The following is an 18,712-nucleotide window of genomic DNA, read 5'->3' on the forward strand; positions in this document are numbered from 1 at the left end:
CTCTCTTCGCAGGCCGCGCCTGAACCCCGCCTGAACCCGAGCCAGCCCCGAGCCGCCCCGCATGCAAGCCGCCCACGCGTCGCCCGAAACCCGCTCCCCCCGCGGCCTCGCGATCGCGCTCGTGCTGGCGATCTTCGTCCTCGACCAGGCGACGAAGCTCTGGTTCCTCCACGGCTACGACCTGCGCATCCATCAGCCGCTCACGCTCGCACCCTTCGCCGAGCTCGTCGTCGTCTGGAACCGGGGCATCTCCTACGGCCTGTTCCAGCAGGAGACCGAGCTCGGGCGCTGGATCCTCGTCGTCGGCTCCGTCGTCGCGAGCCTCGCACTGGGCGTGTGGATGCTGCGCACCAACGTGCGCTTCCTGGCGCTGTCGCTGGCGCTGATCGTCGGCGGCGCGCTCGGCAACGCCGTCGACCGCACCGTCTACGGCGCGGTCTTCGACTTCGTGCACCTCTACTGGGGGCGCTTCTCCTGGTACGTCTTCAACGTGGCCGACGCGGCCATCGTTGCGGGCGTCGTCGGTCTCCTCTATGACTCGCTCGTCCTCGAGCCGCGCCGGGCCCGCAGACGCGCGCCGTCACAGGAAAGCCGCGATGAGGGGTGACAGGGGCGCGACGAGGGCGGGCGCCGAGGCCGCGCCCGAGATCGACGAACGAGAGGGTCGAGACGCTATGAACCGTTCCGGGATCGCACGCGCCGCCTGCGCCGGCGTCGTCCTCGCGCTCCTCGCCGCCGCGCCCGCGTCGGCGCAGGAGGGCGACTTCTTCCGCGGCGTGCTCGGCGCCATCGGCCTCGTCGATCCCGAGCGTCCCGACATCGACTACCGCGAGCGCCCGCCGCTCGTCGTGCCGCCGAACCTGCAGAACCTCCCGCCGCCCGCGCCGGGCGACGTCGCCGACGCGAACCCGCAATGGCCGAACGATCCGGATGTCGCCGCCGCGCGCGCCCGCGCCATCGAGGCGCGCACGCCCGCGCCGGAGCGCGCCGACTCCTTCGAGCAGATCGGCCGGACCATGACCCCCGAAGAGCTGCGCCGCGGCCGCGTCGCCGGCGCGGGGCTCGGCGGAGACCCGTCGCGGACGGAATGGGCGCCGGTCGAGCGGGGCCTGGGCGGCGCCAACGCGAACCCGGCCTGGATCCCGCCGCAGACGCTGCGCGAGCTCGACCAGCGGGCGCGCGAGCAGGCGGCGGAGACGCGTCTCGAGCGCCGCTTCCTCACCGATCCGCCGCAGGCCTATCTCGTGCCGGATCCGAGCGCGCCCATGCCCGAGCGTGTCCAGACCTTCACGGGACCGCGCCCCGAGCCGCAGTCGCCCACCGAGTTCATCCGCGAGCAGGGTGCGCGCCGCTGATCGCGCGCGCCGTCGATCCGCTGCTTCCGAACGCCGCGCGTCCTTTCTCCGGGCGCGCGGCGTCTCTATATTCGGGTTCGTCTCGTTCAGGCCGCCTCCCTCGCGCGGCCTCCTCCCGCAAGCGTCACGAGGTCTGAAGCATGTCCCGCACGCCGCCCGCCGCTCCGCACCTGATCACGGCTCCCGGCGCGGGCGCCCGTCCGGACTTCTCCGCGGACGGTCCGCAGATTCATTCCCATACGCTCGACAACGGGATGGACGTCGTCGTCGTCCCGGATACCCGGGTTCCGGTCGCGACCCACATGGTCTGGTATCGCAACGGCTCCGCCGACGACCCGATCGGCGTCTCGGGCATCGCGCATTTCCTCGAGCACCTGATGTTCAAGGGCACCGAGAAGCATCCGGCGGGCGAGTTCTCCAAGGTCGTCTCCCGGCTCGGCGGGCAGGAGAACGCCTTCACCTCGTTCGACTACACGGCCTATTTCCAGCGCGTCGCCAAGGAGCACCTGCCCACCATGATGGGCTTCGAGGCCGACCGCATGGCGAACCTGCGCCTCTCCGACGAGGTCGTGGCGCCCGAGCGCGACGTGGTGCTCGAGGAGCGCCGCATGCGGGTCGAGACCGATCCGGCGGCCCAGCTCTCCGAGGCCATGGCCGCCTCGCTCTTCGTGCATCACCCCTACGGCATCCCGATCATCGGCTGGATGCACGAGATCGAGCAGCTCGATCGCACCCACGCGCTCGACTATTACGGCCGTTTCTACACGCCGGAGAACGCGATCCTGGTCGTCGCCGGCGACGTGACGCCGGACGAGGTCCTGCGGCAGGCGGACGCCACCTACGGCCGGGTCGCGCCTCGCGGCGCGCGGCCGGTGCGGGTGCGCCCGCGCGAGCCGGAGCCCCGCGCCATGCGCCGCGTCGCTGTGGCCGATCCGCGGGTGGAGCAGCCGACCCTGCAGCGGCTCTATCTCGCGCCCTCCGTCATCACGGGCACGACCCGCGAGAGCGTGGCGCTCGAGGTCCTCGCCGAGCTCCTCGGCGGCGGCCCGACCTCGTACTTCTACCGCACGCTCGTCCTCGACAAGGCCGTCGCGGTGAATGCCGGCGCCTGGTACATGGCCTCGGCCATCGACGAGACGCGCTTCGCCGTCTACCTCGTCCCCGCCCACGGCGTGAGCCTGGAGGCCGCCGAGGAGGCGCTCGACGCCGCCATCGCCGCGATTCCGGACACGGCGCTGGAGGAGGCCGCGCTCACCCGCGCCAAGACCCGGCTCGTCGCCGAGACGGTCTATGCCGCCGACAGCCAGACCTCGCTCGCGCGCATCTTCGGCTCGGCGCTCGCCATCGGCGAGACGATCGCCGACGTGAAGCGCTGGCCCGCCGACGTCGAGGCCGTCACCCGCGAGGACCTCGCCGAGGCGGCGAAGCGCGTCCTCGCCCCGCACCGCTCCGTCACCGGCCAGCTGCGCAAGGCGAGCTGACGTCCGGCGCGCCGAGGAAGGATCTCTCATGACCGTCGCCGTCACGCCCGTCACCGCCCCGCCGGCCCAGGTCGGGCGCGTCATCACCCCCGCCGGGATCGAGGTCTGGCACGTCGAATCGCACGTCGTGCCCCTCGTCGCGCTCGCCTTCCTGTTCGAGGGCGGCGCCGCGCAGGACCCGGCGGGCAAGGCCGGCGTCGCGCAGCTGATGGCCCGCCTCCTCGACGAGGGCGCGGGGCCGTATCCGTCCGCGGCCTTCCACGAGCGGCTGGCCGACCGCGCCATCGAGCTGTCGTTCTCCGCGGGGCCGGACACGCTCGGCGGCTCGCTGAAGACGCTGACCCGCAACGCCGACGAGGCCTTCGAGCTGCTGCGCCTGGCGCTGGCCGAGCCGCGCTTCGACGAGGCGGACGTCGAGCGCGTGCGCGCTCAGACCATGGCGAGCCTGCGCTACCAGATGAAGGATCCGGGCTCGCGGGCGACGAAGCGCTTCTTCGCCGAGGCCTTCCCGGGCCACCCCTACGGCACGCCGACCTCGGGCACGCTCGAGAGCCTGCCCGGGATCGGGCGCGAGGACCTCGTCGCCGCGCATCGCCGCCAGGCCGCGCGGGAGCGGCTGAAGGTCGTCGTCGTCGGCGCCATCGGCGCCGACGAGGTGGCGCGCCGGGTGGACGGGGCCTTCGCCGGCCTGCCCGCGACGCCGGATCTCGCCGAGGTCCCGGCCGTGAGCCTCTCGGGGCTCGGGGATCGCCACGTCGTCGAGGTCGACGTGCCGCAATCGGTCATCCGCTTCGCCATGAACGGGCTCTCCTGGACGGACCCGGATTTCGTGCCGGCCTACGTTCTCAACCACGTGCTCGGCGGCGGCGCCTTCACCTCGCGCCTGTTCCAGGAGGTTCGCGAGACGCGCGGGCTCGCCTATTCGGTCGGCACGTCGCTCGCCACCTTCCGCCGCACGGCGATGACGTGGGGCTTCACCGCCACCAAGAACGAGCGCGTCGCCGAGGCGCTCTCCGTCATCACCGGGGAGATCGACCGGCTGCGCGAGGAGGGGCCCTCGGCGGAGGAGCTGGAGAAGGCCAAGGCCTATCTCACGGGCTCCTATGCGCTCGGCTTCGATACCTCGACCAAGATCGCCAACCAGCTCGTCCAGATCGCCTTCAACGATCTCGGCGTCGACTACGTCGCCCGCCGCAACGCGCTGGTCTCGGCCGTCACCCCCGACGACGTCCGCCGCGCCGGGGCCCGCATGCTCGGCGACGGGCGGATGCTCACGGTGATCGCGGGCAAGCCGGAAATCTGAGCGACTGTCTTTCGCGTCGAGCGTTTCGCAGTCGCCATGGGGTTCTGTCCCGGATGACGGCGTCGAGGGCGGCGAGGAGCTTACGGGCGGTGGCTGGCGACGGCCGGACGAGGCGCGGATGAAGCGGCGCATCGCGATCATGGCCGTTCTTCACGCTCCCGGCCTCGGGGGCTGAGGCGCACCATCCAGATGCCCTGTTCGAAGCCGGGCCCCGTTCGCGGCGCACGTCGCTCGATGGTCGACGGAGGGCGAGCACGCCTGCAGAAGGACCGGCGCTCGTTTGGCGCTGCGACGCTACGGGATGCTTGTTACGGCGCGACCTTCGGCATTAGGCTGCTCGCAGATCGGCTCGAAGCCGACGGTGGCGAAGGGGGGTGAGGAGGCGCGCGTGGGCGAGATCACCCGTCGGACCGCCCTGGCGGGACTTGCGACGGCGGCGTGGGCGGGAGCCGGGCGGAGCGTCGCACGCGCCGAGGCGGAGGTGCCGCTCGCGTTCGGGCTGACCCCGGTCTTCCTGTCGTCGGACCTCGTCCTCCTCGATAGGCTGCGAGCCTATCTGGAACGCGCGACGGGCCGATCGGTGCGCCTCGTGACGCGACGGACCTACCAGGAGGTCACGGCGCTTCTCGTCTCCGGCCAGCTCGATGCGGCCTGGATCTGCGGCTATCCGTTCGTGGCCTATCGCGACCAGCTGGAGCTGGTCGCCACCCCGATCTGGCGGGGCGCGCCGCTCTACCGCTCCTACCTCATCGTCGACGCGCGGCGCGAGGCCGAGGCGCTGGCGGATCTCGCCGGCGACGTCCATGCCTTCTCCGATCCCGACAGCAATTCCGGCTGGCTGGTCACGGCGGCCGCCCTGGCGACGTCGGGAACGACGCCCGAGCGTCACTTCGCGCAGCGCATCTTCACCTGGGGGCACCGCAACGTGATCCGCGCTGTCGGCGCGGGCCTCGCCCAGAGCGGCAGCGTCGACGGCTACGTCTACGAGGTGATGCGCGAGACGGACCCGGAACTCCTCGCGCGAACCCGCGTCCTCACGGCCTCCGAACCGCTCGGGTTTCCGCCGGTCGCCTGCAACGGAGCCGCGTCCGGCGGCGCGCGGGTCGGGGCGCTGCGCTCAGCGCTGCTTGCAATGGCCGAGGACGAGGTGGGACGCGCCGTCCTCGAGACGTTGCGTCTCGACGGTTTCCGAACCGCGCCGGCGTCGCTCTACGAGCCGATCGCCGAGAAGGTCGCCGTCGTGCGGCGGGGCGAGGAGTAGGACGATGCGCCGGCTCCGCCTGGACGTAAGGCTCGATCGCCTTCCCGTCTCGGTGAAGCTGCCGCTCGTCGTGATGATCTTCATGGGCGCCGTCGCCGCGATCGCCTCGGAGCGCGTGCTCACCCGGCTCGCGGAGGCGCAGACGCGCCACCTGGAGGATCTCGCCCTCGTCCATCTCGACACGCTCTCGTCCGCGCTCGTCGAGCCGCTGGTACGGGACGACGTCTGGGAGGCCTTCGCGCTGATCGCGCGCGCCCACGAGAGCCATGCGGGCCTGAAGCCCACCCTCACCGTGGTGGCGCGTGCCGACGGCAGCGTGCTCGCCGCCTCGGATCCACGCGCCGTGCCCGCCTTCGAGCCGATACCGGAGGACCTCGCCGGGGCCGCCGGCTCCGCCGGCTGGAGCCTGACCACCGAGGGCGACGAGGCGCAGGCACTGGCGCAGCGCGAGGTGACGTCGGGGGGCGTGCGGCTGGGATCGATCCACACCCGGTTCGATGTCACCCCCTTTCTCGAGGAGCGGCGCAGCGTGCTCTGGACGCTGGTGGTGACGAATGGGGCCGTGACCCTGTCGCTCTCGCTTCTGGCCTGGGCCGTCGTGCGCCGGATGATGCGTCCCATGCAGATTCTCGCGGAGACCCTGCAGGCGGGCGCGGAGGGCGAGGTGGCGCCGATCCCGGCCGCCGCGTTGGCGTCCGCGCGCGGGGAGGTCGCCGGCGTGTTCCGACGCTTCAACGCGCTCGCGGCGGCGGTCCGAGAGCGCGAGGCGCTCGCGCGCAAGCTCGCCGAGGAGGAGCGGCTCGCGAGCCTCGGACGGCTCGCCTCCTCCATGGCGCACGAGATCAACAACCCGCTCGGCGGCCTCCTCAATGCGGTCGACACCCTGGAGGCCCACGGCGACGCCGCGGACGTCCGCGACCGTTCGCTCGGGCTGATCCGCCGCGGGCTGCACGGCATCCGCGACGTCGTGCGATCGACACTCGCGACCTATCGCCCCGACCGCGAGGCGCGCGACCTGCGCCCCACCGACCTCGACGATCTCCGGCTGCTCGTCGATCCGGAGGTTCGCCGCAAGACGCTCGGGCTCGTCTGGCACAATCGCCTCGACCGCGACATCCCCGGCCTCGCCGGACCGATCCGGCAGATCGCGCTGAACCTCCTGCTCAACGCCTGCGCCGCCACCCCGCCCGGGGGCCGCCTGACCTTCGAAGCCGTCATGGACGAGGGCATGCTGGAGCTCGTCGTCGCGGACGGCGGCGCCGGCATGCCGCAGGCGGCGGTCGACGCGCTCCTCGACGGACGGCCCGACGAAGCCGACGGCGGAGTGCGAATTGGGATCGGGCTGGGGATCGTGCGTCGCCTCGCCGGCGAGGCCGGCGGGCGCTTCGCCGTCGAGAACACGGCCTCGGGCGCCCGCGTGCGTGTGCGCCTGCCGATGCCGTCGACCCGCGGGCAGGAGCTGCGCCATGTCGCTTGAGCACCGCACCGTCGCGCTCGTCGAGGACGACGCGATCATGGGAGAGAGCCTCGTCGAACGCCTGGTCCTCGAAGGGGCGCGGGTGGTCTGGATGCGCTCGGTCGCGGAGGCGTTCGCGCGCCTGCCGGGTTGCGGAGCCGACGTCGTCCTGTGCGACATCCGCCTCCCCGACGGGCTCGGCGAGGATGTCTTCGAGACCGTCGCGGAGACGGGCGCCGCGCCGCCGTTCCTCTTCATCACCGCTCATGCCGACATCGACCAGGCGGTCCGCCTGATGCGTCGGGGCGCGCTCGACTACGTGACGAAGCCCTTCGCGCTGCCCGATCTCCTGGCACGCCTCGGCCAGGCCCTGCCGCCGCTGCTCGAGCCCGGCGAAGCGACGCTCGGGGTCTCGCCCGAGATGCGCCGGCTCGAGACGCTGCTCCGGCGCGTCGCCGGCCTGCCGATGCCGGCGCTGCTCGTCGGCGAGACGGGCGTCGGAAAGGAGGTCTGCGCGCGCACCTTGCACGAGCGCGGCCGCGCCGCGAAGCGGCCCTTCATGGCGGTGAACTGCGCGGCGATCCCGGCCGACCTGATGGAGAGCGAACTCTTCGGCCACGAGAAGGGGGCCTTCACCGGCGCGGCCGCACGACACCACGGCTATGCCGAGCGCGCGAAGGACGGCGTGCTCTTCCTGGACGAGATCGGGGATCTCGATCTGCGGCTGCAGGCGAAGCTGCTGCGGCTCGTCGAGGAAAAGACGTTCCAGCGGGTCGGCGGGGAGGCGACGCTTCCCTTCGCGGCGCGGCTCGTCTGCGCCACGAACGTCGATCTGGGTGCGCGCGTGCGCGATGGTCGCTTTCGCGAGGATCTCTACTATCGCATCAACGTCGTCACCCTCGAGATCCCGCCGCTGCGCCGCCGACGCGAGGATGTGCCGTGGCTGGCTCGAGCCTTCTTCGACCGCTTCGTCGCCGATAGCGCCACGCATGACGACGCGCGCGCGACGCGTCTCGAAGGCCTGCATCCGCTCGCGCTGGAGGCGCTCGCCGCGCACGACTGGCCCGGCAACGTGCGCGAGCTCAGAAACCGGGTCGAGCGCGCCGTGGCGCTGGCCTCCGGACCCTGGATCACCCCCGGGGACCTGTTCCCGGAACGCAAGTGGGCGCGCGGCGAGACCGGCGAGGCGCTGATCGCGCCCCTCGACATCGTCCGCGAGGACGCCGAGCGCCGGCAGATCATCCGCGCCCTCGAGGTCGCCGGCGGCGTCGGGCCGGCGGCGAGCGCGCTCGGCATCTCGCGGACGACGATGTGGGAAAAGATGCGTCGCCTGCAGATCGCGGCCCCGGGCGCAAGCTGAGGGCCCAGGCGTGCGTCGCGCCATGTCCGGAAATCCGAACACGTCGGGCGGGTGTGCGGAGATCCGAATGGGCCGGGCGGGCCAAGTCATTGACGTCGTTGATGGTGCGCCGCAGCGAATGCTGTTTCTCGGCTGGCACGCGGCATGCTCCCCGTCCTCCACCCTAGAACAAGACGGAGGAAGCCCCGATGAAACGCTGCGATCTCCTCGTCGATGCCGGACGGCGTCGCTTCCTGCAGGGCGCCGGCGGCGCCGCGGCGGGGGCCGCGGTCGCGACCGTCGCCGCGACGCCGGCGAAAGCGCAGGCGCCGCTCGCGCGCGTCTCCTATCCCGAGAGCCGCCTCGCCAACCTCTCCGAGCTCGCCGTGAACGAGCCGCTCTCGGTCGCCTATCCCGACGCCGACGCGCCGGGCGTTCTGATCAAGCTCGGCCAGGCGGTGCCGGGCGGCGCCGGGCCGGACGGCGACGTGGTCGGCTTCTCGACCGTGTGCCCGCACAAGGGCTACCCGCTGTCCTACAACGCGGACGACAAGACGCTGAACTGTCCCGGCCATTATTCGCGCTTCGACTGCGAGCGCGGCGGCCAGCAGACCTGGGGCCAGGCGAGCCAGAACCTGGCGCAATACGCGCTGCGGGTCGACGATGCCGGCGACGTCTATGCCCAGGGGCTCGACGAGCTGCTCTACGGCCGCGTCTCGAACGTGCTCTGAGGGAGGATGGACCAATGGCCTTCAAGCGTCAGATCGACCGTCTCCCCATCGTCCCGGCGGACGCCACGGAGCACAACGTCGTGTGCCATTACTGCATCGTCGGCTGCGGCTACAAAGCCTATACCTGGCCGATCAACAAGCAGGGCGGCACGGACCCCTCGCAGAACAAGTTCGGCGTCGACCTCGCCCGACAGCAGGGGGCCGAGAGCGAGGCCTGGATCTCGCCGTCGATGTACAACGTCGTCAAGCAGGACGGGCGCGACGTGCATCTCGTGGTGAAGCCCGACTACGGCTGCGTGGTGAATTCCGGCCTCGCCTCGCCCCGCGGCGGGCGCATCGCCGAGATGAGCTATTCCGAGGCGAACGGCACCCAGCAGCAGCGCCTCACCGACCCGCTGGTGTGGCGCTACGGGCAGATGCAGCCGACCTCCTGGGAGGACAGCCTCGACCTCGTCGCCCGCGTCACCGCTGCGGTGATCGAGGAATACGGCGAGGACGGGCTGTTCGTCTCGGCCGCCGACCACGGCGGCGCCGGCGGCGGCTACGAGTTCACCTGGGGTACGGGCAAGCTCTACCTCGAGTCGATGAAGATCCGGAACATCCGCATCCACAATCGCCCGGCCTACAATTCCGAGGTCCACGCCAGCCGCGACATGGGCGTGGGCGAGCTCAACAACGCCTACGAGGACGCCCAGCTCGCGGACACGATCTTCGTCGTCGGCGCCAATCCGCTGGAAGCCCAGACGAACTACTTCCTCAACCACTGGATCCCCAACCTGCGCGGGACCTCGCTCGGGAAAAAGCAAGCCGAGCTTCCCGACGAGCCGCACGCGCCCGCGCGCATCGTTTTTGTCGACCCGCGCCGGACGGTGTCGGTCAACGCCTGCGAGGTCGAGGCGGGCGCGGACAACGTGCTGCATCTCGCGGTGAACTCGGGCACCGACATGGTGCTGATGAACGCGCTCCTCACCTACATCGCCGACCAGGGCTGGATCGACCGCGACTTCATCGCCGCCTCGACCGGGGCGCCGGCGGAAGGGGAGGGGACCCGCGCCCAGCTCCTGCCGCGCAAGCCCGAGAGCGGCGGCGTCAACGCGCAGCTCCTCACCGACTTCGAGACCGCGCTCGCGGCGAACCGCACCAGCCTCGAGGACGCGGCGGAGATCACCGGGCTCTCGGTCGAGGACATGATGAAGGCGGCCGAGTGGATCGCCCAGCCCAAGGAGGGCGGGGCGCGCCGGCGTACGATGTTCGCCTACGAGAAGGGCCTGATCTGGGGCAACGACAATTACCGCACCAACGGCGCGCTCGTGAACCTGGCGCTCGCGACCGGAAACGTCGGCCGGCCCGGCGGCGGCTGCGTGCGCCTCGGCGGCCACCAGGAGGGCTACGTGCGTCCGCCGGACGGCTTCATCGGTCGCCCCGCGCCCTACGTCGACCGGCTTCTGATCGAGGGGAACGGCGGCGTCCATCACGTCTGGGCCTGCGACCATTACAAGACGACCCTCAACGCCCACGAGTTCAAGCGCGTCTACAAGGAGCGCACCGACAAGGTGAAGGCCGCCATGAGCCGTGTGCCCTGGGGCGATCGCGACGCCATGGTCGCGGCGATCATGGAGGCGGTGCGCGACGGCGGGCTGTTTGCGGTCGACGTCGACATCGTGCCCACCGAGATCGGCGAGGCCTGTCACGTCGTGCTCCCTGCCGCGACCTCCGGCGAGGTGGACCTCACGTCGATGAACGGCGAGCGGCGCATGCGCCTCACCGAGCGCTACATGGACCCGCCCGGCCAGGCCATGGCCGACGGCCTCATCGCCGCGCGGCTCGCCAACCACCTCGAGCGGGTCTTCCGCGAGAAGGGCGACGCCGAGACGGCGGAGAAGTTCACCGGCTACGACTGGCAGACCAACGAGGACGTCTTCATGGACGGCTACCACCGCAACGCCGGCGGGGGCGAGCACGTCACCTACGACCGGCTGCGGGCCACGGGCACGAACGGCTTCCAGGAGCCGGCGCAGGGCTTCGAGGACGGTAAGATCGTGGGAACGACGCGGCTCTATGCCGACGGCGTGTTCGGCACGAGCGACGGCAAGGCGCGCTTCCTCGTCGCCGAATGGGGCGGGCTGCGCGCGCCCGGCAAGGAGGAGCAGAGGGCGGCCTACCCGTTCCTGATCAACAACGGGCGTGCGAACGTCGTCTGGCAATCGGCCTATCTCGACCGGCAGGACGAGTTCGTCATGGACCGCTGGCCCTATCCCTACATCGAGATGCACCCCGACGACATGGCGGGGATCGGGGTGGGCGAGGGGGACCTCGTCGAGGTGTTCAACGACACGGGCTCGACGCAGGCCATGGTCTACCCGACGCCCACCGCCCGGCCCGGCGAGACCTTCATGCTCTTCGCCTATCCCACCGGCGTGCAGGGCAACGTCGTCAACGCGGGCGTGAACGAGCTCGTGATCCCGAACTACAAGCAGACCTGGGGCGACATCCGCAAGATCGCCGACGCGCCCCGCGCCGTGGCGCATCTCTCCTTCAAGTCGAAGGAATACCGGGCCTGACGCCCTCGCGCGGGCCGGCTCGCCCGGCCCGCGCGCTTCCCCCATTCGTGAGAAGCAGGCGGCCCCACTCCACGGGGTCGCACCTCGGCCCGCGACGGGGCGAGCCGCGCGCGTGCACGGCTCGCATGGTCGCCGATCAGGCCCAGGCCTGGAACAGCAGGCCGGTCGTCAGCGAGCCGACGAGGGCGTAGGCGAGGTAGAGCGCGAAGACGGGCTTCTTCACCAACGCGAACACCGCGATCGCCGCCGGGATGGAGGAGACGCCGCCGGCGATCAGGAACGCGAGCCCCGCGCCCGGCGCCATGCCCTGCTCGACGAGACCGGACACGAGCGGGAGCGCCGCATAGCCGTTGAGATAAGCCGGCACGCCGACGAGCGTCGCGACGATTATCGGCGCGAGACCCTCGCCCCCGAGCAGCCCGGCGATGCTCTCGGCCGGAACCCAGGCGAGCATCAGGCTCTCCAGCACGAAGGCGAGGGTCAGCCACTTGCCGAGGAAGAGCGCGGCCTTCATCGCTTCGCGACCGAGCTTCTCGCGCCGGGCCTCCTCGCGCCAGACCGCCCAGACCGGCGGCTTGGGATTGCGCACGCGCGCCCCGCCGCAGCCGCCGTTCCCGACGCCTTCGCGCAGCGCGCCGTCGAGGATGCCGGTGCGCGCCAGGGCGGCGGTCGCGAAGCCGCCGAAGAGGCCGATGCCGACCGCGGCCATCGTCTTCGCGACCGCGAACTCGAAGCCGAGCGCGCCCGTGGTGAGCGCGAACATCGCCGGGTCCATCAGCGGCGAGGCGAGCCAGAAGGCCATGACGGGCGCGAGCGGCACGCCCATGGCGAGGAGCGCCGCGATCAGCGGGATGACGCCGCACGAGCAGAACGGCGAGAAGGCGCCGAGGATCGCCGCCAGCACGACCATGCCCGCGAGCCGGCCCTGGAACGCCTTGGCGATCAGGTGGTCGGCCCCGCTCGCCGCGGCGTAGGCGGCGATCGCGACCGACAGCGCCAGCCACGGCGCCACGCCGAGCAGCGCCTGCGCCGTGAAGACGACGCTCCGGCCGGCCTGCTCGGGGGCGAGAAGGGCGAGCGCGGCCAGGATGACGAGAATGGCGACCAGGACCCGGTCCACGGAGGCCGCCACGCCCCCCATCCGGCGCAGGCCGACAGCGATTTGAGACATGTCGATTCTCCTAGAATCGTAGGTGCTTCAGGCCAAGCAAACTCAGGCGGCATCGCCGCGCGCCTTGGACACGCCGCGGCAGCATTCCTCTTCCACGTAGGCGAAGACCCGGCGCATCGCCTCGGTCCGCGCATGGTTGATCACCTCGCGCCCCACCTTCTCCTGGGACACCAGACCGGCGCGGACCAGGGCGCCGAGATGGTGCGCGAGCGTCGAGGGCGGCGCGCCGAGCAGGCGGCCGATCTCGCCGATGTTCAGGCCGTCCGGCTCCGCGCGGACGAGGAGCCGGAAGATCTCGAGACGCGCCTCGTGTCCGAGGGCCGAGAGCGCGGAAGCGGCGTCCGTTACGTTCATGCGGGATAAAATAACCACTTTCCTAGATTTGTCGAGTCGATTCTCGAGCGCGATCAAGGCCCCGGTCTGCGGGCCTCGCCTCGCGGCGATGATCTTCGCCGACGTCCGCGCGGGCGCCGCGAGAGCGGCATCCGACGCCTCCGCGCCCGCCCGGTACCGTCGTCCCGGCCCCGCGCCGCAGAGAGTGCTGGATTTGCGAGGTCGGGACAAAATGCCTCGGGCTCGGCCGCGGAATTCCCCCTGTCGCGTCGTGTTCGAGCCCCAACGGCAGTGACGATCCCCGCGTCTGGTTCTCGCTCGGCGTCACGGCGGGACCCTTTCGGGGTGACGGACGCCTCAGGAACCTGCCGTCGCTGCTGCCGGGGGAAGGCGCTCCAGGTACGGCAGGTCGACGGGGTCGAATGCGTGGCGGATACGCTCGATGCGGGCCATGGCGCGCTCTCGCGAGACCATCAGATGTGCGCGCAGCCTCTCCCGCGCCTGGTGGGCGTGTCCGGCGCGCAGCCGTCTGACGACCTCCAAATGCTCCGGAAGAAACGGTTCCACCTCGAACATGGCCAGGGTGCGTCGGTACAGGAAGCGGTGGGCGATCAGCAGGGATTGGTGCAGCCGGATGGCCTGCAGAAGCGCCTCGTTTCCGCAGTGCGCGAGGAGCTGCACGTGCATCTCGTCCTCCAGCGCGTCGAGATCGGCGCCGACGAGGCGCTCGGGCGCGGCGAGGCCGGCCATGAGGTTCGCCTCCATTCGTGCGACCAGCGCGGCGGGCGCCTGCGCCGCCGCCTTCTCCAGCGCCTCCGGCTCCAGGATCCAGCGTACCTCGTAGAGCTCACCCACATAGGTTGAGGTCAGGGCGGGCGCGATCCAACGCGCGCCGTCGCCCTTCCTCACGATGCCCGCCTGCTGAAGACGTCCGACCACGTCGCGCGCGACCGTGCGGCTGACGCCGTAGTGTCGGGCGAGCTCGCTCTCGACGACACGCCAGCCGGCGACGAGCGTCCGCGACACGATCTCGGTCTCGACCTCGTCGTAGATCCGCTCCCAGCTGGCCACAGCGCGCAGGCGCTGCTCCACCGCCGCCTCGCCCGTCGCATCGTGCCGTCCGTCCGCGCCGACGACCGCCGCGACACGGTAGCCACGTCCTTCGGCCTTGCGCACGAGCCCGGCCTCGACAAGCCGCGCCAGCGCATGCCGCGCTGGCGGGCGACTGACTCCGAAGCGGCTGGCGACCCCGGTCTCGGTGAGGCGCTCGCCCGCCGGCAGGCGCCCCCGTGCGATCTCTTCCGCCAGGATAGCGTAGACCCGCTCGTTGAGCCGCGGCACCGGGCCGACGGCGGTCGTCTCCTCAGTCGGGTTCGAGACCGGCACGACACCCACCCCCCTGCCGCGCGCAGGACGCATCGGCAGGCTCAGATCCCCGACGCCAGATATCCGCCATCCACGCGCAGTGTCGCCCCGTTCACGAAGGCGGCGGCGTCGCTCGCCAGGAAGATAGCGGCCCCGACCAGCTCCTGCAATCGACCCATGCGGCCCATCGCGCAACGGCGCGCCGCTTCCTCCTTTCGCTCCTGCGGCATCCGTTCGCGGTTCAGGTCAGTGAGAAAGAAGCCGGGCGCGATCGCGTTCACCCGCACGCCGGACGCGCCCCATTCCGCCGCGAACGTCTGGGTGAGGCCGACCACGCCCCACTTGCTGGCGCTGTAGGCCGCCGCGCGCGCCCAGCCCGTATGCGCGGCGAGCGAGGCGATGTTGATCATCGCCCCGCCCTCGGCCTCGATCATCCCGGGCGCGAATGCCGCACATGCGAAGAAGACGGATTTCAGGTTGGTGTCCAAAACGCGATCGTACTCCTCCTCCGTGACGTCGAGCGCCGGCTTGATCTCGGTCGTGCCCTGGCAGTTCACCAGCACGTCGACCGGCCCGTGCTCGGCGCGCACCCGCCCGGCGAGATCTTGCAGCTCCTCCGGCCGCCGGGCGTCCAGGGCGTAGGCGGCGGTCACGGCCGGGCCTGCGGTATCGGGGGTGGCGCGCCGCCCGGCGATGACGACCCGCGCCCCCGCCTGCCGATAGGCGCCGGCGATCTCTCCGCCGATGCCGCCGGTCCCGCCGATGATCACGGCCAGGCGGTTCTCCAACGAAAACATGTCCATGCTGTTCTCCCGCGCTTGCGCTGCGCCTCGTCCGACCTTCGCTCTTGCGCCGCGCTCCATAAAACGTACAATGCACACAGTAGACGTTACAAGGGACGCCGGCCAAGGCCGCGGCGTCGGGGGAGGAGAGAGCATGAGCGGGCGGCTCTCGGGCAAGCGCGCGCTGGTCACGGGCGCGGGACAGGGAATCGGGCGCGCCGTCGCGCTGGCCTTTGCGGGGGAGGGGGCGGATGTGCTCGCTGCGAGCCGCACTCTCGCCAAGATGCAGGATCTCGCGCAGGTGCACGCCGCCATCAGGCCCGTCCAGCTCGACGTCACGGACGCGCTTGCCGTCGAGGACGTCCTCGGCGGCCGGCCGGCCTTCGACATCGTGGTCAACGCGGCCGGCTGGGTGCATCAAGGCACAGTGCTCGACTGCTCCCTCGCCGACTGGCGCGCGAGCCTGGAGCAGAACGCGACGTCCGCCTTCCTCGTCGTGAGGGCGACGCTGCCCGCCATGATCGCGCAAGGCGGCGGGGCGATCGTCAACGTCGCCTCTGTCGCCTCCACCGTGACCGGAGTCGCGGAGCGCGCCGCGTACGGAGCGAGCAAGGCCGCGATGATCGGGCTCACCAAGGCGGTGGCCCGCGACCATATCGGCCAGGGCGTGCGCTGCAACGCGATCTGTCCGGGCACCACGAGCTCCCCTTCCCTCGAGGCGCGGATCGCAGCAAACGGAGACCCGGAAGAGGCGCGCCGCCGGTTCGTCGCCCGCCAGCCTATGGGCCGGCTCGGCACCGTCGAGGAAATGGCCGCGGCCGCGGTGTACCTCGCGAGCGACGAGGCGGCCTTCGTCAGCGGTACGGTGATGGTCGTCGACGGAGGGCAGACCCTGTGAGCGACGCCGGCGACGCCCCCGAGGCCGCGTACGCGGCGCGCATCCCCGAGGCTGAGCTCGCCTCCTTCTGCCGTGCGGTCCTCGCCGGCGCGGGCGCCGATCTCGAGAGCGCCGACGCGGCGACGCGCGCGATGCTGCACGCCTCCCGCCACGGCGTCGACAGCCACGGCGTGCGCCTGCTCGACCACTACGTCCGCGCGCTCGCCGGCGGTCGGGTGAACGGCGCGCCGCAGCTCGCCTTCGATCGCTCCGACCGGCCGGTGTCGATGCTCGACGCGGACCACGCCCATGGCGCGCGCGCGACCTACGCGGCGATGGCGCGCGCCTGCGCCGCCGCGAGGCGCTTCGGGATCGGGGCGGTGGGCATCCGCAACTCCTCGCATTTCGGCGCCGCCGGCGCCTACGCGCTCGCGGCGGCGGAGGAGGGGCTCGTGGGCATCGCCGTGTGCAATTCCGACAGCTTCGTGCGCCTGCACGGCGGCGCCGAGCGCTTCCACGGCACGAACCCGATCGCCGCGGCCGCGCCCTGCGGCGAGGGGCGGCCCTGGCTCCTCGACATGGCGACGAGCGCCATCCCCTTCAACCGTATCGTGCTCCACCGCAGCCTGGAGAAGCCGCTGCCCGACGGTGTCGCCTCCACCGAGGAGGGGGCCGACACGCACGACCCGAACCTCGCCGCCATGCTCGCGCCGCTGGGCGGCGCCTTCGGCTACAAGGGCGCGGGGCTCGCCGGGCTCGTCGAGATCCTCTCCGCGCTCCTCACCGGCATGGCGACGAGCGCGGAACTCCTGCCGATGACGGGCCCGGACTTCGCGACGCCGCGGGGGCTCGGCGCCTTCGTGCTCGCGCTCGACCCGGACGCCTTCGTCGGTCGCGCCGAGTTCGAGGCGGGCATGCGCCGCTACCTCGCCGGCTTGCGCGGATCGCTGCCCGCCGAGGGCGCCCGCGTGCTCGCGCCCGGCGACCGGGAATGGGCGCAGGCCGAGCTGCGCGCCCGCACCGGCATCCCCGTCGACCCGCATTCGCTCGAGGCCTTCCGCCGGCTGGCGGCGGCCTACGACGTGCCCCTCTCTGCGCTCGCGCCGGAGGGGGGCGACACCGGCTCCAACGCATGAGCCGTCTCGCACCAGAGGGAGGAACGACCATGATCACGAAGACGACCATCCGGCCGCTCGCCGCCGCCTGCGGCGCCGCGATCGCGCTCTCGCTCGGCGCCGGCGCGGCGCAGGCGCAGGAGCACACGCTGCGCTTCAACCACGTGCTCGGGCCCAACGAGCCCTTTCACCGCGGCTTCACCGCCTGGGCCGAGCGCGTCGCCGAGCGAACCGACGGCGGGCTCGAGATCCAGGTCTTCCACTCCGCGCAGCTCGGCGTCGAGGAGGACATCATCGAGCAGATCCGGCAGGGCGCGAACATTGGCCAGAACACCGACGCGGCGCGCCTCGGCAACTACGTGCCCGGCATCGCCGTCGTGAACGGCCCCTACTTCGTCTCCTCCGCCGAGGAGGCCTTCTCGCTGGCCGACGCGCCGACCATGCAGGGCTGGCTCGAGGAGCTCTCCGACCAGCACGGCATCGAGGTCGTCTGCTTCGACTGGGTGCAGGGTTTCCGCAACTTCTTCACCAGCGAGGAGATCCGCACGCCCGCCGACCTCGAGGGCCTGCGCATCCGCACGCCACCCGCGCCGATCTGGCAGGAATCGATCCGCGCGCTCGGCGCCGAGCCGACCGCCATGGCCTTCGGCGACGTCTACCCCGGCCTCCAGCAGCGCGCCATCGACGGCGCCGAGCTGACCTACCCGAACATCACGGCGGGCAACCTGAACGAGGTTCTAGAGGTCGCCAACGAGACGCAGCACATCCTCCTCGTCAACTTCCAGATCGTTTCCTCGCAATGGTTCGACGGGCTCCCCGCCGAGTACCAGGCGGCGCTCAAGGAGGAGTGTCGCGCCGCTGGCCAGGCGACTTCCGCCGAGATCGCCGACGCCGCCGAGGCCGCCAAGCAGAGCCTCGTCGAGGCGGGCATGACGATCGTCGAGGACGTCGACATGGAGGCCTTCCGCGCGGCGGGCGATGCGGCGTACGAAGCGCTGGGGCTCTCGGAGGAGAAGGCCGCGCTCCAGGCCGAGATCGGCGGGTGACGAAGCCCGCTCGGGTGCGGAGGAGGCCGGCGGAGGCGTCATGAAACGGATAGTGCCGGCACTCGCGAAGGCCGAGGCGATCGTCGCCGGCCTCCTCCTGATGGGCATGGTTGGGCTGATCTTCACGGGCGGGGTGGCGCGGATGATGCGCAACCCCCTGAACTGGACGATCGACCTCGCCACCTGCTTCTTCGCCTGGGCGGCGTTCCTGTGCGCGGACATCGCCTGGCGCAACGACAAGCTGATGTCGGTCGATCTCCTCGGGCAGCGTCTTCCGCCGCGCGGGCGTCACCTGCTCACGACGGTCAACTACGCGATCATCGGCGTCTTCCTCGCCTACGTCGTCTATGCCGGCGCCTGGCTCTCCTGGCTGAGCCGGGCGCGCTCGTTCCAGGGCATCCCCTGGGTGAGCTATTCCTGGGTGACGATGAGCCTCGTCGTCGGGGGGGTGCTGCTTCTGGCGACGACGCTCGTGAAGCTCCGGCGCCACCTGCGCGCGGGGCCGCACGCGGCCGCGCCGGCCCGGGAGGCTTGAG

General features: G+C 71.6%; 17 protein-coding genes. 13 read left to right on the forward strand and 4 right to left on the reverse strand.

Annotated features, from left to right (window positions below):
• The first annotated feature begins 61 nt into the window (after positions 1-61).
• From lspA to ABL310_RS04570, 9 genes are all read left to right on the forward strand, one after another.
• Positions 62-607 carry a signal peptidase II gene (gene lspA, locus ABL310_RS04530; RefSeq protein ID WP_349370515.1) on the forward strand — a complete coding sequence of 182 codons (546 nt, stop codon included), beginning with the start codon at positions 62-64 and terminating at the stop codon, positions 605-607.
• Between the two features lie 67 nt (positions 608-674).
• The gene (locus tag ABL310_RS04535; RefSeq protein ID WP_349370516.1) at positions 675-1,355 is read left to right on the forward strand and encodes a hypothetical protein; all 681 of its coding nucleotides are present in this window, start codon (positions 675-677) and stop codon (positions 1,353-1,355) included.
• A 140-nt stretch (positions 1,356-1,495) separates the two neighbouring features.
• On the forward strand, positions 1,496-2,836 hold the full coding sequence (locus tag ABL310_RS04540; protein WP_349370517.1) for a pitrilysin family protein: 1,341 nt from the start codon (positions 1,496-1,498) through the stop codon (positions 2,834-2,836).
• A gap of 28 nt (positions 2,837-2,864) precedes the next feature.
• On the forward strand, positions 2,865-4,139 hold the full coding sequence (locus tag ABL310_RS04545) for a pitrilysin family protein (protein WP_349370518.1): 1,275 nt from the start codon (positions 2,865-2,867) through the stop codon (positions 4,137-4,139).
• A 388-nt stretch (positions 4,140-4,527) separates the two neighbouring features.
• A complete protein-coding gene (locus tag ABL310_RS04550) occupies positions 4,528-5,400 on the forward strand; it encodes a PhnD/SsuA/transferrin family substrate-binding protein (RefSeq protein ID WP_374730367.1) in 873 nt (290 codons plus the stop codon).
• A gap of 4 nt (positions 5,401-5,404) precedes the next feature.
• Positions 5,405-6,877 carry a HAMP domain-containing sensor histidine kinase gene (locus ABL310_RS04555; RefSeq protein ID WP_349370519.1) on the forward strand — a complete coding sequence of 491 codons (1,473 nt, stop codon included), beginning with the start codon at positions 5,405-5,407 and terminating at the stop codon, positions 6,875-6,877.
• A complete protein-coding gene (locus ABL310_RS04560; protein ID WP_349370520.1) occupies positions 6,867-8,216 on the forward strand; it encodes a sigma-54 dependent transcriptional regulator in 1,350 nt (449 codons plus the stop codon). The genes ABL310_RS04555 and ABL310_RS04560 overlap by 11 nt, the downstream gene beginning before the upstream one ends.
• 188 nt (positions 8,217-8,404) lie before the next feature.
• Positions 8,405-8,926 carry an arsenate reductase (azurin) small subunit gene (locus tag ABL310_RS04565; protein ID WP_349370521.1) on the forward strand — a complete coding sequence of 174 codons (522 nt, stop codon included), beginning with the start codon at positions 8,405-8,407 and terminating at the stop codon, positions 8,924-8,926.
• Positions 8,927-8,940: 14 nt separating this feature from the next.
• A complete protein-coding gene (locus ABL310_RS04570) occupies positions 8,941-11,487 on the forward strand; it encodes an arsenate reductase (azurin) large subunit (protein ID WP_349370522.1) in 2,547 nt (848 codons plus the stop codon).
• A gap of 136 nt (positions 11,488-11,623) precedes the next feature.
• Here ABL310_RS04570 and ABL310_RS04575 read toward each other — a convergent pair whose 3' ends face one another.
• From ABL310_RS04575 to ABL310_RS04590, 4 genes are all read right to left on the reverse strand, one after another.
• On the reverse strand, positions 11,624-12,658 hold the full coding sequence (locus tag ABL310_RS04575) for a permease (RefSeq protein ID WP_349370523.1): 1,035 nt from the start codon (positions 12,656-12,658) through the stop codon (positions 11,624-11,626).
• A gap of 42 nt (positions 12,659-12,700) precedes the next feature.
• On the reverse strand, positions 12,701-13,069 hold the full coding sequence (locus tag ABL310_RS04580; protein WP_349370524.1) for a metalloregulator ArsR/SmtB family transcription factor: 369 nt from the start codon (positions 13,067-13,069) through the stop codon (positions 12,701-12,703).
• Between the two features lie 279 nt (positions 13,070-13,348).
• Complete coding sequence (locus ABL310_RS04585; protein WP_349370525.1) at positions 13,349-14,377, reverse strand: GntR family transcriptional regulator; 1,029 nt, start codon at positions 14,375-14,377, stop codon at positions 13,349-13,351.
• 41 nt (positions 14,378-14,418) lie between these two features.
• Positions 14,419-15,144: an SDR family oxidoreductase gene (locus tag ABL310_RS04590; protein WP_349370526.1), complete on the reverse strand. Its 726-nt coding sequence runs from the start codon at positions 15,142-15,144 to the stop codon at positions 14,419-14,421.
• Positions 15,145-15,292: 148 nt separating this feature from the next.
• Here ABL310_RS04590 and ABL310_RS04595 point away from each other — a divergent pair, with 148 nt between their 5' ends.
• From ABL310_RS04595 to ABL310_RS04610, 4 genes are read left to right on the forward strand one after another with little or no spacing between them, the layout of a single operon-like run.
• Positions 15,293-16,036 carry an SDR family oxidoreductase gene (locus ABL310_RS04595; protein ID WP_349370527.1) on the forward strand — a complete coding sequence of 248 codons (744 nt, stop codon included), beginning with the start codon at positions 15,293-15,295 and terminating at the stop codon, positions 16,034-16,036.
• Complete coding sequence (locus ABL310_RS04600) at positions 16,033-17,151, forward strand: Ldh family oxidoreductase (protein ID WP_349370528.1); 1,119 nt, start codon at positions 16,033-16,035, stop codon at positions 17,149-17,151. Before ABL310_RS04595 ends, ABL310_RS04600 begins: the two co-directional genes overlap by 4 nt.
• Before the next feature lie 29 nt (positions 17,152-17,180).
• Positions 17,181-18,176 (forward strand): C4-dicarboxylate TRAP transporter substrate-binding protein, encoded by a 996-nt coding sequence (locus ABL310_RS04605; RefSeq protein ID WP_349370529.1) that lies wholly within the window; start codon positions 17,181-17,183, stop codon positions 18,174-18,176.
• A 40-nt stretch (positions 18,177-18,216) separates the two neighbouring features.
• The gene (locus ABL310_RS04610; RefSeq protein ID WP_349370530.1) at positions 18,217-18,711 is read left to right on the forward strand and encodes a TRAP transporter small permease; all 495 of its coding nucleotides are present in this window, start codon (positions 18,217-18,219) and stop codon (positions 18,709-18,711) included.
• Position 18,712 lies beyond the last annotated feature (1 nt).

This window comes from Salinarimonas sp. (genome assembly GCF_040111675.1).
Taxonomy (GTDB): Bacteria; Pseudomonadota; Alphaproteobacteria; order Rhizobiales; family Beijerinckiaceae; genus Salinarimonas.